The 16,736-nt window shown below is 63.6% G+C and carries 12 protein-coding genes; 5 read left to right on the top strand and 7 right to left on the bottom strand.

Annotated features, from left to right (window positions below; all coding sequences use genetic code 11):
- Positions 1 to 19: 19 nt before the first annotated feature.
- The 5 genes from pobA to MTR66_RS03425 all read left to right on the top strand — a co-directional run bounded on the left by pobA (position 20) and on the right by MTR66_RS03425 (position 9,399).
- On the top strand, positions 20 to 1,189 hold the full coding sequence (pobA, locus tag MTR66_RS03445; RefSeq protein WP_243917928.1) for a 4-hydroxybenzoate 3-monooxygenase: 1,170 nt from the start codon (positions 20 to 22) through the stop codon (positions 1,187 to 1,189).
- Between the two features lie 341 nt (positions 1,190 to 1,530).
- A complete protein-coding gene (locus MTR66_RS03440) occupies positions 1,531 to 3,825 on the top strand; it encodes a TonB-dependent receptor (protein WP_243917926.1) in 2,295 nt (764 codons plus the stop codon).
- A gap of 272 nt (positions 3,826 to 4,097) precedes the next feature.
- Positions 4,098 to 7,316 (top strand): glycosyl hydrolase, encoded by a 3,219-nt coding sequence (locus MTR66_RS03435; protein ID WP_243917924.1) that lies wholly within the window; start codon positions 4,098 to 4,100, stop codon positions 7,314 to 7,316.
- Positions 7,317 to 7,421: 105 nt separating this feature from the next.
- A complete protein-coding gene (locus MTR66_RS03430; protein WP_243917922.1) occupies positions 7,422 to 8,051 on the top strand; it encodes a YceI family protein in 630 nt (209 codons plus the stop codon).
- Positions 8,052 to 8,055: 4 nt separating this feature from the next.
- Positions 8,056 to 9,399: a YceI family protein gene (locus MTR66_RS03425; RefSeq protein WP_243917920.1), complete on the top strand. Its 1,344-nt coding sequence runs from the start codon at positions 8,056 to 8,058 to the stop codon at positions 9,397 to 9,399.
- 20 nt (positions 9,400 to 9,419) lie between these two features.
- Here MTR66_RS03425 and MTR66_RS03420 read toward each other — a convergent pair whose 3' ends face one another.
- From MTR66_RS03420 to MTR66_RS03390, 7 genes are all read right to left on the bottom strand, one after another.
- The gene (locus MTR66_RS03420) at positions 9,420 to 10,064 is read right to left on the bottom strand and encodes a DsbA family protein (RefSeq protein WP_243917918.1); all 645 of its coding nucleotides are present in this window, start codon (positions 10,062 to 10,064) and stop codon (positions 9,420 to 9,422) included.
- Between the two features lie 116 nt (positions 10,065 to 10,180).
- Positions 10,181 to 12,568, bottom strand: coding sequence for an alpha-L-rhamnosidase-related protein (locus MTR66_RS03415; RefSeq protein WP_243917916.1), 2,388 nt, complete (start codon positions 12,566 to 12,568; stop codon positions 10,181 to 10,183).
- Positions 12,569 to 12,599: 31 nt separating this feature from the next.
- A complete protein-coding gene (locus MTR66_RS03410; RefSeq protein WP_243917914.1) occupies positions 12,600 to 13,121 on the bottom strand; it encodes a nuclear transport factor 2 family protein in 522 nt (173 codons plus the stop codon).
- Positions 13,122 to 13,133: 12 nt separating this feature from the next.
- Positions 13,134 to 14,759, bottom strand: coding sequence for a carboxylesterase/lipase family protein (locus MTR66_RS03405; protein WP_243917912.1), 1,626 nt, complete (start codon positions 14,757 to 14,759; stop codon positions 13,134 to 13,136).
- 14 nt (positions 14,760 to 14,773) lie between these two features.
- A complete protein-coding gene (locus MTR66_RS03400; protein ID WP_243917910.1) occupies positions 14,774 to 15,532 on the bottom strand; it encodes an HpcH/HpaI aldolase family protein in 759 nt (252 codons plus the stop codon).
- Positions 15,529 to 16,335: a 2-oxo-hept-4-ene-1,7-dioate hydratase gene (gene hpaH, locus MTR66_RS03395; RefSeq protein ID WP_243917908.1), complete on the bottom strand. Its 807-nt coding sequence runs from the start codon at positions 16,333 to 16,335 to the stop codon at positions 15,529 to 15,531. Before hpaH ends, MTR66_RS03400 begins: the two co-directional genes overlap by 4 nt.
- Entirely contained in the window at positions 16,335 to 16,724 is a 390-nt protein-coding gene (locus MTR66_RS03390; RefSeq protein ID WP_243917906.1) for a 5-carboxymethyl-2-hydroxymuconate Delta-isomerase, read from the bottom strand. The genes hpaH and MTR66_RS03390 overlap by 1 nt, the downstream gene beginning before the upstream one ends.
- Positions 16,725 to 16,736: the final 12 nt, after the last annotated feature.

Raw genomic sequence — 16,736 nt, 5'->3', positions numbered from 1 at the left:
AATGCGGTGAGAGGTGCACATGAAGGTAGACGTCGCCATCATTGGAGCTGGCCCCGCCGGTCTTCTGCTCGGGCACCTGCTGCGCGCCGAAGGCATCGATTGTGCCGTTCTGGAGCGCCGGACGGGCGCCCATGTGCTCTCCCGCATCCGGGCAGGCGTGCTGGAGCAAGTGACGGCCGGGCTGATGGAGCGGCTGGGGCTCGATGCGCGGATGAAGGCGGAAGGGCTTCCGCACGAAGGTTTCAACTTGGCCGATGGCGAGCGGCTGATCCGCATCGATGTCAAGGCGCTGACCGGCAAGGAGGTGGTGGTCTATGGCCAGACCGAACTGACCCGGGACCTGATGGATGCCGCCGCGAACCGGGGGCTGGACGTGATCTACGAGGCGGCGGATGTTGCCCTTCGCGATATCGAGAGTGACGCGCCTTACGTTACCTATTCCCGGGACGGGGGCGGGCAGCGCATCGATGCCCGGTTCATCGTGGGCTGCGACGGGTTTCACGGACCCTCGCGCCAGGCGGTTCCGGCCTCGGCGGGCCGCACTTTCGAACAGGTCTATCCTTTCGGCTGGCTGGGCATCCTTGCCGATGTGCCGCCCTGCAATCACGAACTGATTTACGCCAATCACGAACGCGGCTTTGCGCTGGCCTCCATGCGCAGCGAAACGCGCAGCCGTTACTACATCGATGTGCCGTTGACGGAACAGATCGAGGACTGGCCCGACGATCGCATCTGGGACGAACTGGCGGTGCGCCTCGGTCCTGATGCGGCAGCAGCCATGACGCGCGGCCCTTCCATCGAAAAGTCGATCGCGCCGCTGCGCTCGTTCGTGTTCGAACCGATGCGTCACGGCAGTTTGATGCTGTGCGGCGATGCTGCCCACATTGTCCCGCCGACTGGTGCCAAGGGGCTGAACCTGGCCGCCAGCGACGTGTACTATGCCGCCGAGGCTCTCACTGGCTTCTTCAAGGCGAACGATAACGATGCCATCGCGGCCTATTCCGCCAGGGCGCTGGCGCGGGTCTGGAAGTCCGAACGGTTCAGCTGGGCGCTGACCAAGCTGATGCACCGGTTCCCGGGTGACGGTTCTTTCGAGCGGCGAATGCAAATCGCCGAACTCGATTACATCGCATCCAGCGAAGCGGCGCAGCGCAGCATAGCGGAAAATTACGTCGGGCTGCCGGTTTGATGCTCTCGTTGCCGCAGTCAGCGCAGGCTTTTGGCGAGCCAGCGGCCGGGAGTCGTGAGCAGATCTGATTGTGTTCTCTCACGGCAGGAAGGGGATGCTCAAGAGCCCCGTGAACCCATGCTAATTGTATGTTTCCATGGTGCTTGACAGGTATTTGTAATCACGATAACGATTGACGGTGATTGAAAACGAAATGTTTTGATCAGAATAAAAGATCGGATTGCGGAGAGGATCGGGATACCTGGGAAACAGGGCTGCGGCCGTTTGGCTGTGGCGGCCTTGCCGGGCCAACGGGATGTCCCTCAATGCGTCTGATCCTCACTAAGAGGAGGGCGGAAAACATGAGGAAATCACTTTATCTTGCAAGCACGCTGCTGTCGGCAGGGCTGTTCGCTGCGGCGCCTGCATTTGCGCAGGAAGCCAGTGACAAAGCTAGTTCGGACAACGAGATCAATGAGATCATCGTTACCGCGACAAAGCGGGCGGAATCGATTCAGGATGTTCCGCTGACGGTGAACGTCGTGACCAGCAAGGCGCTGTCCGATCTGAACGTGCAGAACACGATCGAACTGACGCGCGTCGTCGGCGGTCTTTCGTTGACGCAGACCAGCCCTGGCGAGCAGTCGATTTCGCTGCGCGGCATCAAGATGCCGGCAAGCGGCGGCTTCCTGTCCACTGCGACGGTTGAAACCTATCTTAATGACGTGCCGATCAACGTGATCGATGCCTTTGCGTCTACGCTTGACCTCGGACAGATTGAAGTTCTGAAGGGCCCCCAGGGTTCGACCCGCGGCCGCCCCGCTCCCTCCGGCGCGATTACCTACACGACGAAAAAGGGCAGCTTCGACACATTTGACGGTTATGCCGCGGGCACGCTGAGCAACCATGACGGTCAGCGCTTGGAAGGTGCTTTTGGCGGTCCGATCACCGAGGGCGTCGCGTTCCGCGTTGCTGGTCTCTACGACCACAATGGCCTGACCGAAGTGAAGGACATCAACAACGGCAAAAGCAACTATCGTGAAACCTACGCTCTTCGCGGTACGTTGAGCTTCGATCTGGGCGGCCGCTTCACCGCTGACATCATGGCGCAGTACACCCACGAGAATGGCGATTTCTATCGTCAGGTCTCAGGCCCTGCACCGTGCAGTGTTGCAGATGGCGGTACCATGCCCTGGAGCTCGGTGGCTTGCGGCCAGACCTTCACGCTGAAAGACAAGATTGCGCTTAATAGCGGCACCAACCCCAATCGCTATCGCGGGACGCTGATTACGGCCAACGCCAAATATCAAATCTCGGACGATGTCGCGCTGGTCTATGTCGGTGGATATAACGACACCAAATATTTCACCGATCTGAGCTTTGACTTCACCGGCATCGGTGCTGCGCAGGTGCCGATCAGCATCGATACGCTGACCAATCGCCGGACCATCACCAACGAACTGCGCTTGCAGTCGACCGGAGGCGGTCCATATGACTTCATCTTCGGCGGTTTTTATGGAAACACGAAGCTGGACGGGGTTTTGAACTTCGTTCCGTTTACGCCTCCGGCTGGCGTTCCGAATGCAAGCTCGACGAACGAATATGGTCTCTTCACCTCCCAGAACCTGGCGATTACCGATCATGACAAGGTTCGCGCCGGTCTGCGTTTCAGCAGCACGAAGATCACCAATGATCTCACCAATGTCTCCAGAAGTTATGACGCGATTACATGGGATGTGAGCTATCAGCACGAATTCTCGCGCGATGTGATGACCTATGTGACCTATGGCAAGTCGTTCCGTCCAGGTTCGGGCGGCGCCGGGACGTTCAACGGAGCTGCCCAGCAGGCCGGCATTCCGCTCAGCTTCGCCAATTTCAATTCGGAAAAGTCGCGGTCGCTCGAAATTGGTCTGAAATCGCAGTGGTTCGATCGTATGTTGACGCTGAATCTCGCGCTGTTTGACCAGAAATATAACGGTTACATCGGCTCGCAGTTCAACGTGGCCTGCACTGGCGTGCCGAACCCGAACGGACCGGCCTTCGCTACGGTCGATGGCACACAGACCGGTACCGGTTGTTTCGGCACGATGCTGAGCAATGGCGATGCCATCAGCCGCGGTGTCGAAGTTGAAGTGGGCCTCAATCCGCTTCGCGGGCTGAATCTCAACAGCATCTTCACCTACACCGATGCTCACTACGACAATGCCCTGGTGCCATGTAACGACTATAATAACGATGGCGTGATCGATGCGATTGGCACGCCGTTCGTGCAGCCGGGACAATATGTCAGCACTTGCCGCACTAGCGCATCGCTGGGGTCGCTGCCGAAGGTCAGCTTCACGAACCGCGTGAGCTATGACTTCAATGTCAGCAATTACCCGGCCTATATCCGCTTCAACACGTTCACGCGGAGCAGTTCGTACTTCCCGCAGACCGGCACGACCTTCTCGGGGTATACAACGGTTGACGGATCGATTGGCGTGTTCACCCCAAGCAAGAATCTCGAACTGAGCCTGTGGGGCAAGAACCTGTTCAATGTGGTGCGTCAGGACACCGATGGCGGTCCGTGGACTGTCGGCGGCGTTGACACCGGCATGCGCATTGGCACCGTCACGAATGACCGTGAACTGGGTGTGACGCTTCGTGCCACCTTCTGAGGTGAACGGAACCCAGGAACGATCACTGGCAAATCATGACGCTGGTTGACGCATAAATCCGGAAACCCTCTCCCGCACATGCGGGGGAGGGTTTTATTTGATTTGAAGGGAATATCATGCGCACAAAACTGATCGCCGTGTTGAAATGCACGGCCGCCGGGACGCTGTTATTCTCTGGACAAACCGTTTTTGCCGGGAGTGCCGCAGGGGAAGCGGCTTCCCCTGCTACCGGGCAGGCGTCCGGCCTTGAAGACGGTTTCCGCTCCCCGCCGATGTCGGCCCGGCCGCGCACGTGGTGGCACTGGCTGAACGGCAACATCACGATCGATGGGATCGACAAGGATCTCGTCTGGCTGGCCAGCGTGGGCATTGGCGGCGTCCAGAATTTCGATGCCAGTCTGACGACGCCGCAGATCGTCGACAAGCGGCTGGTCTATATGGACCCGGACTGGAAGGCCGCGTTCCGCCATGCGGTGGAACGGGCCGATGCGCACGGGCTGGAATTCGCTATCGCTTCCTCGCCGGGGTGGAGCGAGACCGGAGGGCCGTGGGTCCGGCCTGAAGATGGTATGAAGAAACTGACGTGGAGTGAGACGGTCCTGCCCGGCGGCCAGCCGTTCAAGGGCAAGCTCGCCCCGCCGCCCTCCAAGACGGGGCCCTATCAGACGGTCTCGGTGGAGGAAGTGTTCGGCGATCCCGGGGCGAAGAAAGCCGCCGCGCCGCAGGCGAGTGGTGACATCGCGGTTCTGGCCGTGCCGATGGCCCAGGCGCCGCTCCCTGCCGCAACCTTTGCGAAGCGGGCGGACGGTTCCAGCGCGGATCTGGCAGCTTTGACCGGTGCGGACCTGGAATCCGCCGTTGAGATTCCTGCCGGTACGGCGGAGAATCCGGCCACTCTGACGATTGGCTATGTCCGGCCGGTCACGGTGGGCTCGGCGCGTCTGTTCATCCAGGATGCGCAGCCACCCTTCGCGCCGCCGCGTTATCGCGTCAGATTGCAGGCGCTGGAGGGCGATACATGGCGCGATGTGTCCGATATCCCGTTGGGCGCTGCGGCGGCTACCGTCAGCTTCAAGCCCGTCACTGCCGCCCGCTTCCGTATCGCGGTAACCCCCGGGCCGGGCCGCCCAGCGGGTGGGCTGGGCAGTGTGCCGGGCGCGGTCGTCATGAACCTGTTCCCGCCCAAATCGACGACCCATATCGCGATCGGGCAGTTCGAGCTCTTCGCGCAGGAGCGGGTCAATCAGGCCGAGGCCAAGGCCGGTTTCGGCACCGTGCCCAATTACTACGCCATCGCCACAAAGCAGGTGGTGAAAGGCCCGGCGCCCGCGCAGGTGATCGACCTGACCGGCAAGCTGAAGCCCGATGGCACGCTCGACTGGACACCACCGAAGGGGAGCAGCTGGCGCGTTCTGCGTTTCGGCTGGTCCCTGACCGGCAAGACCAATCACCCTGCAACAGCGGAAGCGACCGGGCTGGAAGTCGACAAGTACGATGCCGCTGCGGTCGAACGGTATATCAACGGCTATCTGGCGATGTACCGCGACACGGTGGGCGCGGACAATATCGGCACCAAGGGCATCCGAGCGCTGCTGACCGACAGCATCGAAGTGGGCGCGTCCAACTGGACGCCGCGCATGATCGCGGAATTCAAGGCGCGGCGCGGATACGATCCGCTGCCGTGGATGCCCGCGCTGGCGGGCACGATCATCGGATCGGCCGCGCAGTCCGACAAGTTCCTCTATGACTACCGCCGCACGCTGGCGGACCTGATCGCCGATGCCCACTACGGCACGATTGCGAAAGTCGCCCATGCCCATGGCCTGAAAGTCTATGGCGAGGCGCTGGAGGATGGGCGCCCGGTGCTGGGGGACGATCTCGACATGCGCCACTACGCCGATGTGCCGATGTCTGCGCTCTGGACTTTCCCCAAGGGCGGCAAGCCGCGTCCCGGCCTGATGGGCGACATGAAGGGCGCGTCTTCGGTGGCCCACTTCTATGGGCAGAACCTTGTGGCGGCGGAATCGATGACCGCGGCGTTTTCGCCCTGGGCTTTCGCACCGCACGATCTGAAGCATGTGATCGATCTGGAATTCCTGCAGGGTGTCAACCGGCCGGTGATCCATACTTCGCCGCACTCGCCCTCCGACACCAAGTTGCCCGGCCTCTCGCTGGGGCCCTTCGGGCAGTATTTCAACCGGCACGAGACCTGGGCGGACATGGCCCGCCCATGGATCGATTATATCGCGCGCAGCGGCTACATGCTGCAGCAGGGGCGTGACGCGGCAGATATCGCGGTGTTCTATGGCGAGGAATCGCCGGTGACCGTGCTCTATGGGCAGGGGGCGCCCAAATGGCAGCCGCAGGGCCATGCTTTCGATCTGGTCAATGCAAAGATGCTGGCCTCGCTTACCGCCGGTGGCGATGGGGAGATGCTGAGCCCAGGCGGCGCGCATTACAAGGCGCTGTTCCTCGCCGGAACCAGCGATCACATGACAATGTCCGCGCTGCGCCAGATCAAGCGTTTGGCCGATGCAGGCGTGCGGGTGATCGGCCAGCGGCCTGTCGCCGACCCAAGCATGGACGATCCGGAAGGCCGTTTCGCCGCGCTTGTGGATGAGATCTGGTCCATGCCCAATGTCGTTGCCGAAAGCGATGCGGGCAAGGGCATGACGCACTTCGGCATTGCGGACGATTTCAAGGCCGTGGGCGGCGACACCGGGGCGGACCTGCGCTTCGTCCATCGCAAGCTCGCGGATGGCGACGTCTATTTCGTCAACAACCGCGAGGAGCATGCGGTCAAGGCGGATATCCGTTTCCGCGTAGCCGGAAAGGTGCCCGAACTGTGGGAAGCCATCGGCGGGACCATGCGGCCGTTAAGCTACAGCAGCGATGGCAAGGCGACCACCGTTCCGCTGGACCTGGGGCCGGAGAGCGCGGTTTTCGTGGTTTTCCGCAAGGATACCGCCGCAGCCTCGGCCACGGTCGCTCCAGCGGTTACGCGAACCGTGGCGGCCGTCTCCGGCCCCTGGACCGTGACTTTCCAGAAGGATCGCGGTGCGCCGGCCACGATCTCCATGGCGAAGCTGGCGCCGCTCAATACGAATGCCGATCCGGGTGTCCGCTATTTCTCGGGCACGGCCACCTACACAGCCACGATCGAGCAGCCCAAAGGCATCGCCAAAGGGGAAAAGCTCTGGCTCGATCTGGGCAAGGTGGGCGATGTCGCGCAGGTGCTGGTCAACGGCCAGCCTGCCGGAATTGCCTGGTTCGCGCCCTATCGCGTCGAGGTGGGATCGCTGTTGAAGCGCGGATCGAACCGGCTGGACATCAAGGTAGCAGACTTGTGGGTCAACCGCCTGATCGGCGATCAGCAGCCCGGTGCGCATCCGATCACCTGGACGGCGTTGCCGGCCTACCGGCCCGATGCGCCGCTGCGCCCCTCCGGTCTGATCGGACCGGTTACGCTGGAAACGGAAAGACAGGATTGAAGCGGCGCAGGCCCGGCCGGGCCCGGGCATCGAAGATTCATCTGGCGTTCAGTTGGCCGGCGATTTAATTGTTATGATAAATATCAATCCTTGTTGGAGCCCCCAATGATGAAATCGTCTCTCAATCTCAAGCGCATTGCCCTGCCTCTGGCGGCCGGCCTTGCCGCGCTCGGTGCAGGCGCGGCCACTGCCGGTGTGGAATCGACCAAGGCGGCTGATGTCGCGGCAGGAACTTATCAGATCGATCCCAGCCACACTTCGGTCGCTGGACGGATCGATCACCTGGGCTTTTCGACCACGACCATCCGTTTCGCCAAGAGCGCGGGCGAATTCACTTATGATCCGGCGCACCCGGAGGATGCAACGCTGAGCGTTACGGTGGATACCAAGTCGCTCTCGACCGATTGGGAAGCGCGCGACAATGAACTCAAGGGGCCGATGTTCTTCAACACGGACAAGTTCCCCACAGCCACGTTTACGGCGGATTCGCTGACCAAGCTCGATGACAATCACGCCAGAGTGGATGGCGAGCTCACCCTGCTGGGCGTGACCAGGCCGGTGGAAATGGACGTGACCTTGCGCGGCACCGGCAAGGGCATGATGGGCGATACGCGCGCCGGCTTCGAAGCGCATATGACGATTCAGCGTTCCGATTTCGGCATGAAGGCCTATGTCCCCGCCGTCGGCGACAAGGTCGGCCTCTCGATTGATGCGGAATTCGTGAAGAAGAACTGAGATTATGACGTCTACGCGCTATGCACGCAGCGCGATTGCCCTGCACTGGGCCATCGCGTTCCTTCTGCTGTTCCAACTCGGGCTGGGATGGCACATGACCAGCATGGGCAAGGGGGCGGCGATGTATGCCGCTTTCCAGTTCCACAAGAGCATCGGCATCACGGTGCTGGCGCTCAGCGTGCTGCGCGTGGCCATCCGCTTTGTGAAACCGCGCCCTGCGCCGGTGGAAAGCGGTGTGCTGACGGGGCTGCTGATGAAGCTGGTTCATCTGGGGCTCTACGCCTTCATGATCGGCGGGCCCCTGACGGGCTGGATCGTGGTGTCGACGGCGAAAGTGGCGATCCCTACGCGGCTGTTCGGTGTGATCCCCTGGCCGCATCTGCCGGTCAGCCATGCCTTGAACGGCATTGCGATGGAAAGCCACGAAGTGCTGGCATGGATGGGGCTCGGGCTTGTTGCACTCCATCTGGCCGGGGCTGTCCGGCACCATCTGGGCGGCGGGCATGAGAATGTTATCGGCCGCATGATTCCAGCAGTATCGGCGCCGGAGGCAGCACGGCGTGCGATCCCGGCGGCACTGGGTGCGGCTGGACTTCTGGGTGCGGCGTTTTTGTCCCCCTGGCTGCTCTACCGGGCGGCTCCCGCCGCACCGGAAGCTCCGGCAAGTGACACTCCGGTTGCCGGTGGAAGCGATCCCGCCGCCGCATCGTCAGAGGCGGTGGAGGGCCCGGTGCAGGCGGAAACCAGCGAGCCTGGCGAAGCACAGACGGATGCGCCGGCGTCTTCAGAGGTGGCGGTGCCTGTGGCCCCAACTTCCACCCCGGCGCCTGAGGCATCCGCAACCGAAGCGGCCAAGCCGGTCAGCTGGAAGGTGATGGACGGCGGCCGTCTGGGCTTCACCGCCAGCATGAGCGGCACGGCGATCGAGGGGCGTTTCGATCAGTGGAGCGCGGATATCCTGTTCGATCCTGATGCCTTGGCGCAGAGCAAGATCACGGTTCGCGTGCCGCTGCTTTCGGTGAACACCGCTGACGGCAGCCGTGACAGCATGCTCAAGGGAGCCGATTTCTTCGGCAGCGCGGGCACCGCCGTGTTTCGCTCTTCCCGCATCAGGCACCTGGGCGGCGAGCGCTATACCGCTTCGGGCACGCTCAGCATGAACGGCGTCTCGCGCCCGGTGACGCTGGCCTTCACGCTTCATATCGAAGGCGCCCGTGCGGATGTGACCGGATCGACGAAGCTGGACCGCACCGCTTTCGGTATCGGCCAGGGGCAGTGGGCTTCGACCGATCAGATCGCCGCCAACGTCGATGTGACCTTCCAGTTCAGCGCCCGCAAGGCGCCGTAACGGGAGGCGATGGGGGCGTGTCAGGCTGCGGTTAGATGCCGGACCAGCGCGTCCAGATCGCCGAACAGGGCGCCCGGAGGTACGAGCCCGCGCTGCCCGTCGCGCTCGGCGATCAGCGCGGGGACGCCCTGTAGCCCGAAGCGGGCCATGTCCGCACGGGCCGCTTCGATGCGTTCGGAGCAGGCTGCCAGCAGATCCGCATCGGCATCGGCCAGCCGCGCGGCAGCGTCGCCAAAGCCCGCGTCTGTGAGGATGGCGGCCACGCTTTCCAGCCGGGTATTGTCACGCCCATCGGCATAGCGGGCCTGCTGCAGCGCTTTCAGGGCAGGGAGCTCGTGCTCCGGCCCCGCGGTAAGGCCGGTGGCGACAATGCCGAGTGTCGCGGTGCCGGAATCGAGCGATCCGGCGGGAGCGGCCAGCACGTTGTCGCGATAGGCCTGCGAAAAGGTCTGGCCGGTCATCTGCGCGATGCGCTGATCGTTCTGCCATGCGAAGGCCGCGAATTCCCGGTCCATCGGGCGGGCTCCAGCGCCTGCGAAAAGGCCGGAGGGCGCAAGGCTTATCGAGACGCCTTCCAGCGCGCGCAGCGTTTCCAGCGCGGGCCCGGCGCCATAGCACCAGCCGCACAGCGGATCGAAGATATAGGTAAGATGCGTGGTGGTCATGACGCGTGTTCGTCTTGGATTGTGGGGTAAGCCGCATCCTTGCGCTCGCCCGGGGGGCTCCGCAAGGCCGGTGTTGACTGGTTAGGCTGCGCCGGAACGGCCGTCCACGCCCGGGCTCAGCCGCCGGATGCCGGAATTTGCAGATGGTTCTCGCCGGGAGAAAGCGGGCGGGTGTTGCCGTGCCATTCGAAATCGCCGCTCAGTCCTGCGGGCATGGCGATGTCGGCGGACAAGCTGCCGCCGGCGTCCTTGCCATAGCGCACATGGATCGGCCCTCTGGGATGCGCATATGTCGCATCGAGCGTCCTGAGCGGGCCCAGATGCGGCGCGATGCGCACTTTCGCAAAGCCGGGCGCGGCCGGTTCGATCCCGGCGACAATGGTCAGCAGATCGAACGTGGGATGCGCGGACCAGCCGTGGCTGTCGGAACGGGTGGGATCGGGCTGTTCCGGCCATGTGGTGAAATGCTGCTGCAGCATCTGGCGCCACGGGGCGAGGATATGCAGGTAATCGTCTCCCATCCCGGCATGGTTCAGCGCGCGGGCAAGGTAGAAATCGAAATAGAAGGTGGCGGGCGTGATGCCTTCGGGCGCCTGCGGCCATTGGCCGGGCAGCAGAACCTTTTCCAGCAAGGCCTTGCGGCTTTCCGGCGGCGCGACGTCATAGAGCACCGCCAGAATATTGGCGTGCTGGCTGAACGATGTTTTCGCGGGCTGGTCAGCGAACAGGCCTTTTTCGGAAGACCAGCACTGGCTGCGCACCGCCTGAGTCATATGGGCGGCGCGAGTACGGTCATCCTGCGCGCGCGCGGGATCGCCCAGAGCGCTTTCCAGATCGCCCGCCTGCCGCAGTGCGCCCAGATACATCATCGAGATGATGCACCGTTCGGTGTCGCGCGGGTCTTTGGTCTCGGGATAATTGCTGATGCCGTCGCGCCAGTCGATGAATTCCCAGCCCGATGTGGTGCCGACAAGCCCGTCCGGCTGAACATAGCGCTGATACCAGTCGAGCGAGGAGCGCATCACCGGCAGCACCCCGCGCACCGGGGCGGGATCGGGCCGGTACATCCAGTAATCGTGCAGCATCCCCACCCACAACAATGCGAAAGGCGGGATCGACTGATAGACATTGGCAGGCCAGCGGGACTGGATCAGCCCGTCCTTTTCGGACGCGGCAAAGGCTTCCACCGCTTGCTCCGCCAGCCGCGCGTCGCCCGATACGGCATAGGAGACCAGCGCCTGAATGCGCGTGTCGCCCACGTATTGCAGTTGCTCCCAATAGGCGGTGTCCATGTAGGTTTCATGGGCATCGAGCTGCACCGTGTTCCAGCCGATCTGCCAGATGCGGTTGAGATCGGGATCGTCGCTTTTGAACGCGGCACGGGTGTCGAAGGGATAGCCGGTGCCGGTGCGGGTGAAGGATTCCAGCTTGAGCGGCTGGTCTTCGGTGTGGATCGTCAGTTCGGCATAGCGCCAGGCGCGCCACCAGAACGGAGAGAACGCCTCCTTCTGCCCGCCGCCGGGCCGGAAGTGATCGGTCAGGCCCAGAATCCAGCCATCCTGCGCATCGCCGCGATCGGGCAGATAGTGCAGATCTTTGCCATAGGGCGCTTCGCCATAGGTTACATCGATCGTCGCGCCCTTACCGCCGCTGGTGACAAGGCGGGGATAGGCGGCGCGCATGGCCCCCATGTCCAGCCGCAGCGTGGCATCGGTGTGGGCTGGGATGGTCAGCGGCTTGTCGGGAAAGTGGCGCCCGAAAACGCCCGTGGCCCGCACCAGCTTGCCGCCGTCCAGCGGCGTCAGCCGGGCCTGCGGCAGACGGTCCTGCACAAGGTGCCAGGGCGCGGTTTCGCCCGGAGCCAGTGCGGGGGCGGCGCTCTTCCAGTCGGCAAGCTGTTCGCTGGCGGTGTTCCAGCCGGGCGCCATCAGCGCGGCATCGCGCGTTTCGGGCGGCGGGGCGGCGTAATACTTGTCCCACCCCACCACTTTCATCAGGCCGGGCTGGGCCGGGGTGACGGTGCGCGAGCCATCGATGCGCACTTGCCACGAAGGGCCGCTGTCCAGTTCATCGGCCAGCTTTCCGCCCTCCGGCACATCCAGCCGAAAGCCGGTGCGCGCGGAAATCTGCGCGACGCCTGCGGCCTTGCCGTCGTTCCAGACCTGTGCTGCGATCACGTTGCGGCCCGGCTTCAGGAACCGGGCAATGTCCATCCGGCGAAAGCGCCAGTGCGCCAGATCCCCGCGCGAAGGGCCCGCATCCACCCGCTCGCCATTGACATAGAGCACATAGCGGTTGTCCGCGCTGACATCGATGGTCAGGCTGGCGGGCACTTCGGCAAGGTCTATCTCCCGCCGGAACTGCAGCGATACCGCCTCGCTCCGCTGCTCCGGCCCGGTGATCGCGGGATGCGATATCCACTCGGCATCGGCCATGGCGGGGGCGGCGGCGCTGGTGGCCAGTAGGGCGGCCATCATGCTGCGCCGGGCAAGCCTTGCGGGCATCCTCTCGTCCTCTTCCTGTCTTGCCAGCCGGTTATTCCGGCTTGGGCGTCATCGTCGCGTTGTCCCAGTGCTCGTCGGCCTTGCCGTCGACAAAACGCCACATGTCGAACCAGCTCGTGGTATAAGTCTTGTCAGGATCGCCAGGCACGGGCTGCTGCGATGCCGAAACCACGACAACATAGTCCCCCTCGGCGACGACCTGCACCACCGGGGTGGAGAGGTGTTCCGGTATCGGCTTGGGCTCGATGCCAAGGCCGTTGAAGAAATCGACCACGGTCTGCCGCCCGCTTGCCACATTGGGGTTATGCTGGATGTAGCGTTCGGTCATCCACTTGTCCGCCAGCTCCCAGTGCCCGGCTTCCAGCAGATCCTTCATGATGTGCCAGGCGGCCTGCTTGTTGGCGTTGAGCTTCGGGTCCGGATCGGTGAACAGTGCATCCACATCGGCAGCGGGCGTCACCGCATCCTGCGCCACAGCGGGCGGACCGGCGAGCGTGGAACAGGCCGCGAGCGAAAACGCGAGCGGCAGGGCGGCGATGAACTTGCGGGTCATGGCGGTCACTCCTCAAAGGCCTTTTTCGCGAATGGCGTCCGGCTGGGTTTCGAAGAACTGGCGTTCCAGGGATTCCGGATCGCTTTCAAGGCTGCACTCGCCGTCCAGGATCATCACCTCGCGCTTGTCGAGCGTATAGGGTTTCCATTCCGGCTGGCCCTTGGCCGCAGGCACGCCGGTGCGGGCGAAGGTCGCCCACATCTCGCTCATGTTGTGCGCGGTGGCGAGGCGGCGCGGGTCCTTGGGGCCGAACATCGGCGCGGTGTCGAACTTCATGGAAATGTCGGAGGCGTGCGGAGAGCCTTCCGCGAAATCCGTGCCGCGCACCTTCTGGGGCGAGGGGTAATCGAGGATGTAGCTATAGACCGGCGCAATGCCTTCCTTTGCCTTGGCCTCCGCGATCTCGGTCGCATAGGCGCGCCAGGGCCTGGCCGTGGTGATGGCGATGAACAGTTGCGAGGGCGTGGCTTCGGGCCGCGATTTGCGGAACGTGTCGATCCACGCTTGGGTGCTGTCGCCGAATATCGGGGTGAGGCGGCTCTTCAGGCCTGCTATGTCCAGCGAAAAGACGCTTGCGTCGCCCTGATAGAAGAAGACGCTCTCATCCTTGCAACCGCCCACGATCAGCGGCTTTTTGGCGGAGATGGCCGGGGCGCTGCACAGGAAAGGTTCCATCGGCAGGATGGCGCCGTCGATGAATGGCCAGAAGTCGATGCCGGGCTGATAGTCCTTCGGCGGGTCTTTCATGACCGCGCCCGGCGGCAGGTTGGGGCCATTGCCCATCTGCGCCTTGATCAGTGCGTCCAGCGGCAGGGTCAGGATGTCCTTCGGGTCGCTCAGCCCCAGACGTTCCACCACTTTGCGCGCGGTCGCGGCGGCACCTTCCACCGTCTGGCGGCCGGGGCCGATGGGGCTTTCGATGGAGGCCTTGTGGAAATAGGGCTCGGCGGCGGGCATGGCATAGAGGCTGGCGGTCTTGCCGCCGCCGCCGCTCTCGCCGAAGATCATCACATTGTCGGGATCGCCGCCGAACTGGGAGATGTTGATGTTCACCCACCTCAAGGCGGCGACGAGATCGAGCAGCCCCTGATTGCCCTGATATTCCGGGCCAAGCAGCTCGCCGAGATAGAGGTAGCCCATCAGGCCCAGCCGGTGGTTGGATTGCACCACCACCACGTCATACTGGCGGGCCAGCGCGCCGCCGTCCTGCCAGGGGGCGCCGCCCGATCCGACCAGAAAGCCGCCGCCATGCTGATAGACCATGACCGGGCGCTTCCTGCCATCCAGCGCCGGGGTCCAGACATTGAGGACGAGGCAATCCTCGCCGATCTTTGCGCCGGGGCCGAAGAAGCCGCCCGGTGGTTGCGGTGCTACCGGGCCAAGCTTTGTGGCATCGCGCACGCCGGTCCAGCTTTCGGGCGGCGGCGGCGCGCGGAAGCGGTGCTCCGGGCCAGAGACCGGGCCGCCATAAGGCACGCCCTTGAAGACCAGAACGCCGTTTTCGACAGTCCCCTTCAGCTTGCCCTGCGCGCAGGTGGCGAGCGGGGCATCGGGAGCGGCGCCTTTCAGAACGGCCGGGAAAGCGAGGGCAGGCGCGGCAACGCCCGCAGTGCCGATGAGCTGGCGGCGGCTGATCATCAATCTCTCTCCCTTTAATTCTTTACCGACGCGATCAGCCCCTGTGCGCCTTTCAGCAAGAGACCGATGTCAGTTCCAATCGAAATAAATCGGAATTGATCAACCATACGGTGCTTCGCGTCATCTGGCGAGAGGGCAAATATGCCTGCGGGCTTGCCGGCGGCATCGATGCGTGCCTTGGCGTGGGAAATCGCCTGCTGCACTTCGGGATGGGTGGGATTGCCCAGGTGGCCGAGCGAGGCGGAAAGGTCCGCCGGGCCGATAAACAGGGCATCGACGCCGGGTGTGGCGGCAATCGCATCGATGTTTTCCAGCGCGGCGCGGCTTTCGATCTGCACGATCAGGGTGATCCGCTCCGCCGCCTCTTTAAGATAGGCGCCGTCCGTGCCGAAGCCGGTGGCGCGCGCGGTGGCGCTGGCCACGCCGCGAATGCCGTGCGGGGGATAGCGGCTGGCCGAAACGATCGCGGCGGCCTGCTCCGCCGTATCCACCATGGGTACCAGCAATGTGGTGAAGCCGATGTCGAGATACTGCTTGATCAGTACCGGATCGCCCGAAGGCACGCGGGCGATGGGCTCGGCATCGAAGGGCGCCACCGCCTGCAGCTGGCCCAGCAGGGTCTGCGCGGTGTTGGGCGAATGTTCGCCGTCGAACAGCAGCCAGTCATATCCCGCGCGCGCGCAGATGTCGGCGGTGTAGTTGTTCGCCAGCGCCTGCCACAGGCCGAGCAGGGCGGGGCCGTCCGCGGCCAGCCTGTCCTTGAAGCTCGTCATGCGAAGCGCACCGAGATCGAGCCCATCGGGCCGTAGTCGACGTGGAAGCTGTCACCGGGGCGGGCAAAGACCGGCGCGGTGAAGCTGCCGCCCAGCACGATCTGCCCCGGCTCCAGATGTTCGCCGTGCGGGGCCAGCTTGTTCGCCAGCCAGGCCGGGCCATTGGCCGGGTGGTTGAGCACGGCCGCCGCGACGCCCGATTCCTCGATCACGCCATTGCGATAGAGCAGGGCGGATACCCAGCGCAGGTCCACCGCATCGGGCTTTACCGGGCGGCCGCCCAGCACGATGCCGGCATTGGCGGCATTGTCCGAAATCGTGTCGTAGACCTTGCGGGTCACGCCGCTGGCCTTGTCGATCCGTTCGATGCGGGCATCGATGATCTCGATCGCGGGGGTCACGTAATCGGTGGCGTTCAGCACATCGTAGAGCGTGCAGTTCGGGCCCTTGAGCGGGTGCTTCAGGATGAAGGCCAGTTCCACTTCCACGCGCGGCTCGATGAAGCGGGCAATGGGAATGTCGGTGCCGTCCATGAACAGCATATCGTCCAGCAGCGTGCCGAAATCGGGCTCGTTGACGTTGGAAGAGCGCTGCATGGCGCGGCTGGTCAGGCCGATCTTGTGGCCGATCACCTTGCGCCCGGCGGCGATCTTCTGGTTTACCCAGGCGCGGCTGACGGCATAGCCGTCTTCCAGCGTCATCTGCGGATGTTCGAGCGAGAATTGCCCGATCTGCGTACGGTTCTGCTCGGCCTGCTCCAGACGGGCGGCAAGCTCTTCGATAGTGGCCTGATCCAGGGGCATTACAGGGCTTTCTTCAAGCGTTGGTGGATGGAGTTCTTCTTCCAGCCCGAGGCTTCCTCGACATACATCGAAAGCGCCAGGGGGCGGCGTTCGAACAGGTCTCCGAAAAAGGCGGAAACGCGTTCGAACAGGGCATCGAAATAGCGCTGGCGGAATTCGGCGCTGCGCCCGGCGCCCATCTTCACGTCCAGATTGACGAAAGCGTCATCCGGCCCGGCATTGTCGGCGATCACATATTCGTCCGCGCGGTAGGCACGCACGCGGATGCCGCCCACGGGGAACACGCCGTCCGCCCGTTCGCGCATGTCTTCGGCCACCAGTTCCATCAGGGCGCGAAGATCGAACTCACCCTCCAGATTAGCGGTCCATTCGATGGTGACGTGGGCCATTACAGGATCTCC

The sequence above is a fragment of the Novosphingobium beihaiense genome (assembly GCF_022832375.1).
Lineage (GTDB): Bacteria > Pseudomonadota > Alphaproteobacteria > Sphingomonadales > Sphingomonadaceae > Novosphingobium > Novosphingobium beihaiensis.
Note: the sequence above shows the minus strand (reverse complement) of the source record. Positions and strands in the feature narration are given on the sequence as shown.

What these genes read in the sequence shown, in the direction of transcription:
- pobA (WP_243917928.1), top strand. Translation starts at nt 20, where the DNA reads ATGAAGGTAGACGTCGCCATCATTGGAGCTGGCCCCGCCGGTCTTCTG.
- MTR66_RS03440 (WP_243917926.1), top strand. Translation starts at nt 1,531, where the DNA reads ATGAGGAAATCACTTTATCTTGCAAGCACGCTGCTGTCGGCAGGGCTG.
- MTR66_RS03435 (WP_243917924.1), top strand. Translation starts at nt 4,098, where the DNA reads ATGTCGGCCCGGCCGCGCACGTGGTGGCACTGGCTGAACGGCAACATC.
- MTR66_RS03430 (WP_243917922.1), top strand. Translation starts at nt 7,422, where the DNA reads ATGATGAAATCGTCTCTCAATCTCAAGCGCATTGCCCTGCCTCTGGCG.
- MTR66_RS03425 (WP_243917920.1), top strand. Translation starts at nt 8,056, where the DNA reads ATGACGTCTACGCGCTATGCACGCAGCGCGATTGCCCTGCACTGGGCC.
- MTR66_RS03420 (WP_243917918.1), bottom strand. Translation starts at nt 10,064, where the DNA reads ATGACCACCACGCATCTTACCTATATCTTCGATCCGCTGTGCGGCTGG.
- MTR66_RS03415 (WP_243917916.1), bottom strand. Translation starts at nt 12,568, where the DNA reads ATGCCCGCAAGGCTTGCCCGGCGCAGCATGATGGCCGCCCTACTGGCC.
- MTR66_RS03410 (WP_243917914.1), bottom strand. Translation starts at nt 13,121, where the DNA reads ATGACCCGCAAGTTCATCGCCGCCCTGCCGCTCGCGTTTTCGCTCGCG.
- MTR66_RS03405 (WP_243917912.1), bottom strand. Translation starts at nt 14,759, where the DNA reads ATGATCAGCCGCCGCCAGCTCATCGGCACTGCGGGCGTTGCCGCGCCT.
- MTR66_RS03400 (WP_243917910.1), bottom strand. Translation starts at nt 15,532, where the DNA reads ATGACGAGCTTCAAGGACAGGCTGGCCGCGGACGGCCCCGCCCTGCTC.
- hpaH (WP_243917908.1), bottom strand. Translation starts at nt 16,335, where the DNA reads ATGCCCCTGGATCAGGCCACTATCGAAGAGCTTGCCGCCCGTCTGGAG.
- MTR66_RS03390 (WP_243917906.1), bottom strand. Translation starts at nt 16,724, where the DNA reads ATGGCCCACGTCACCATCGAATGGACCGCTAATCTGGAGGGTGAGTTC.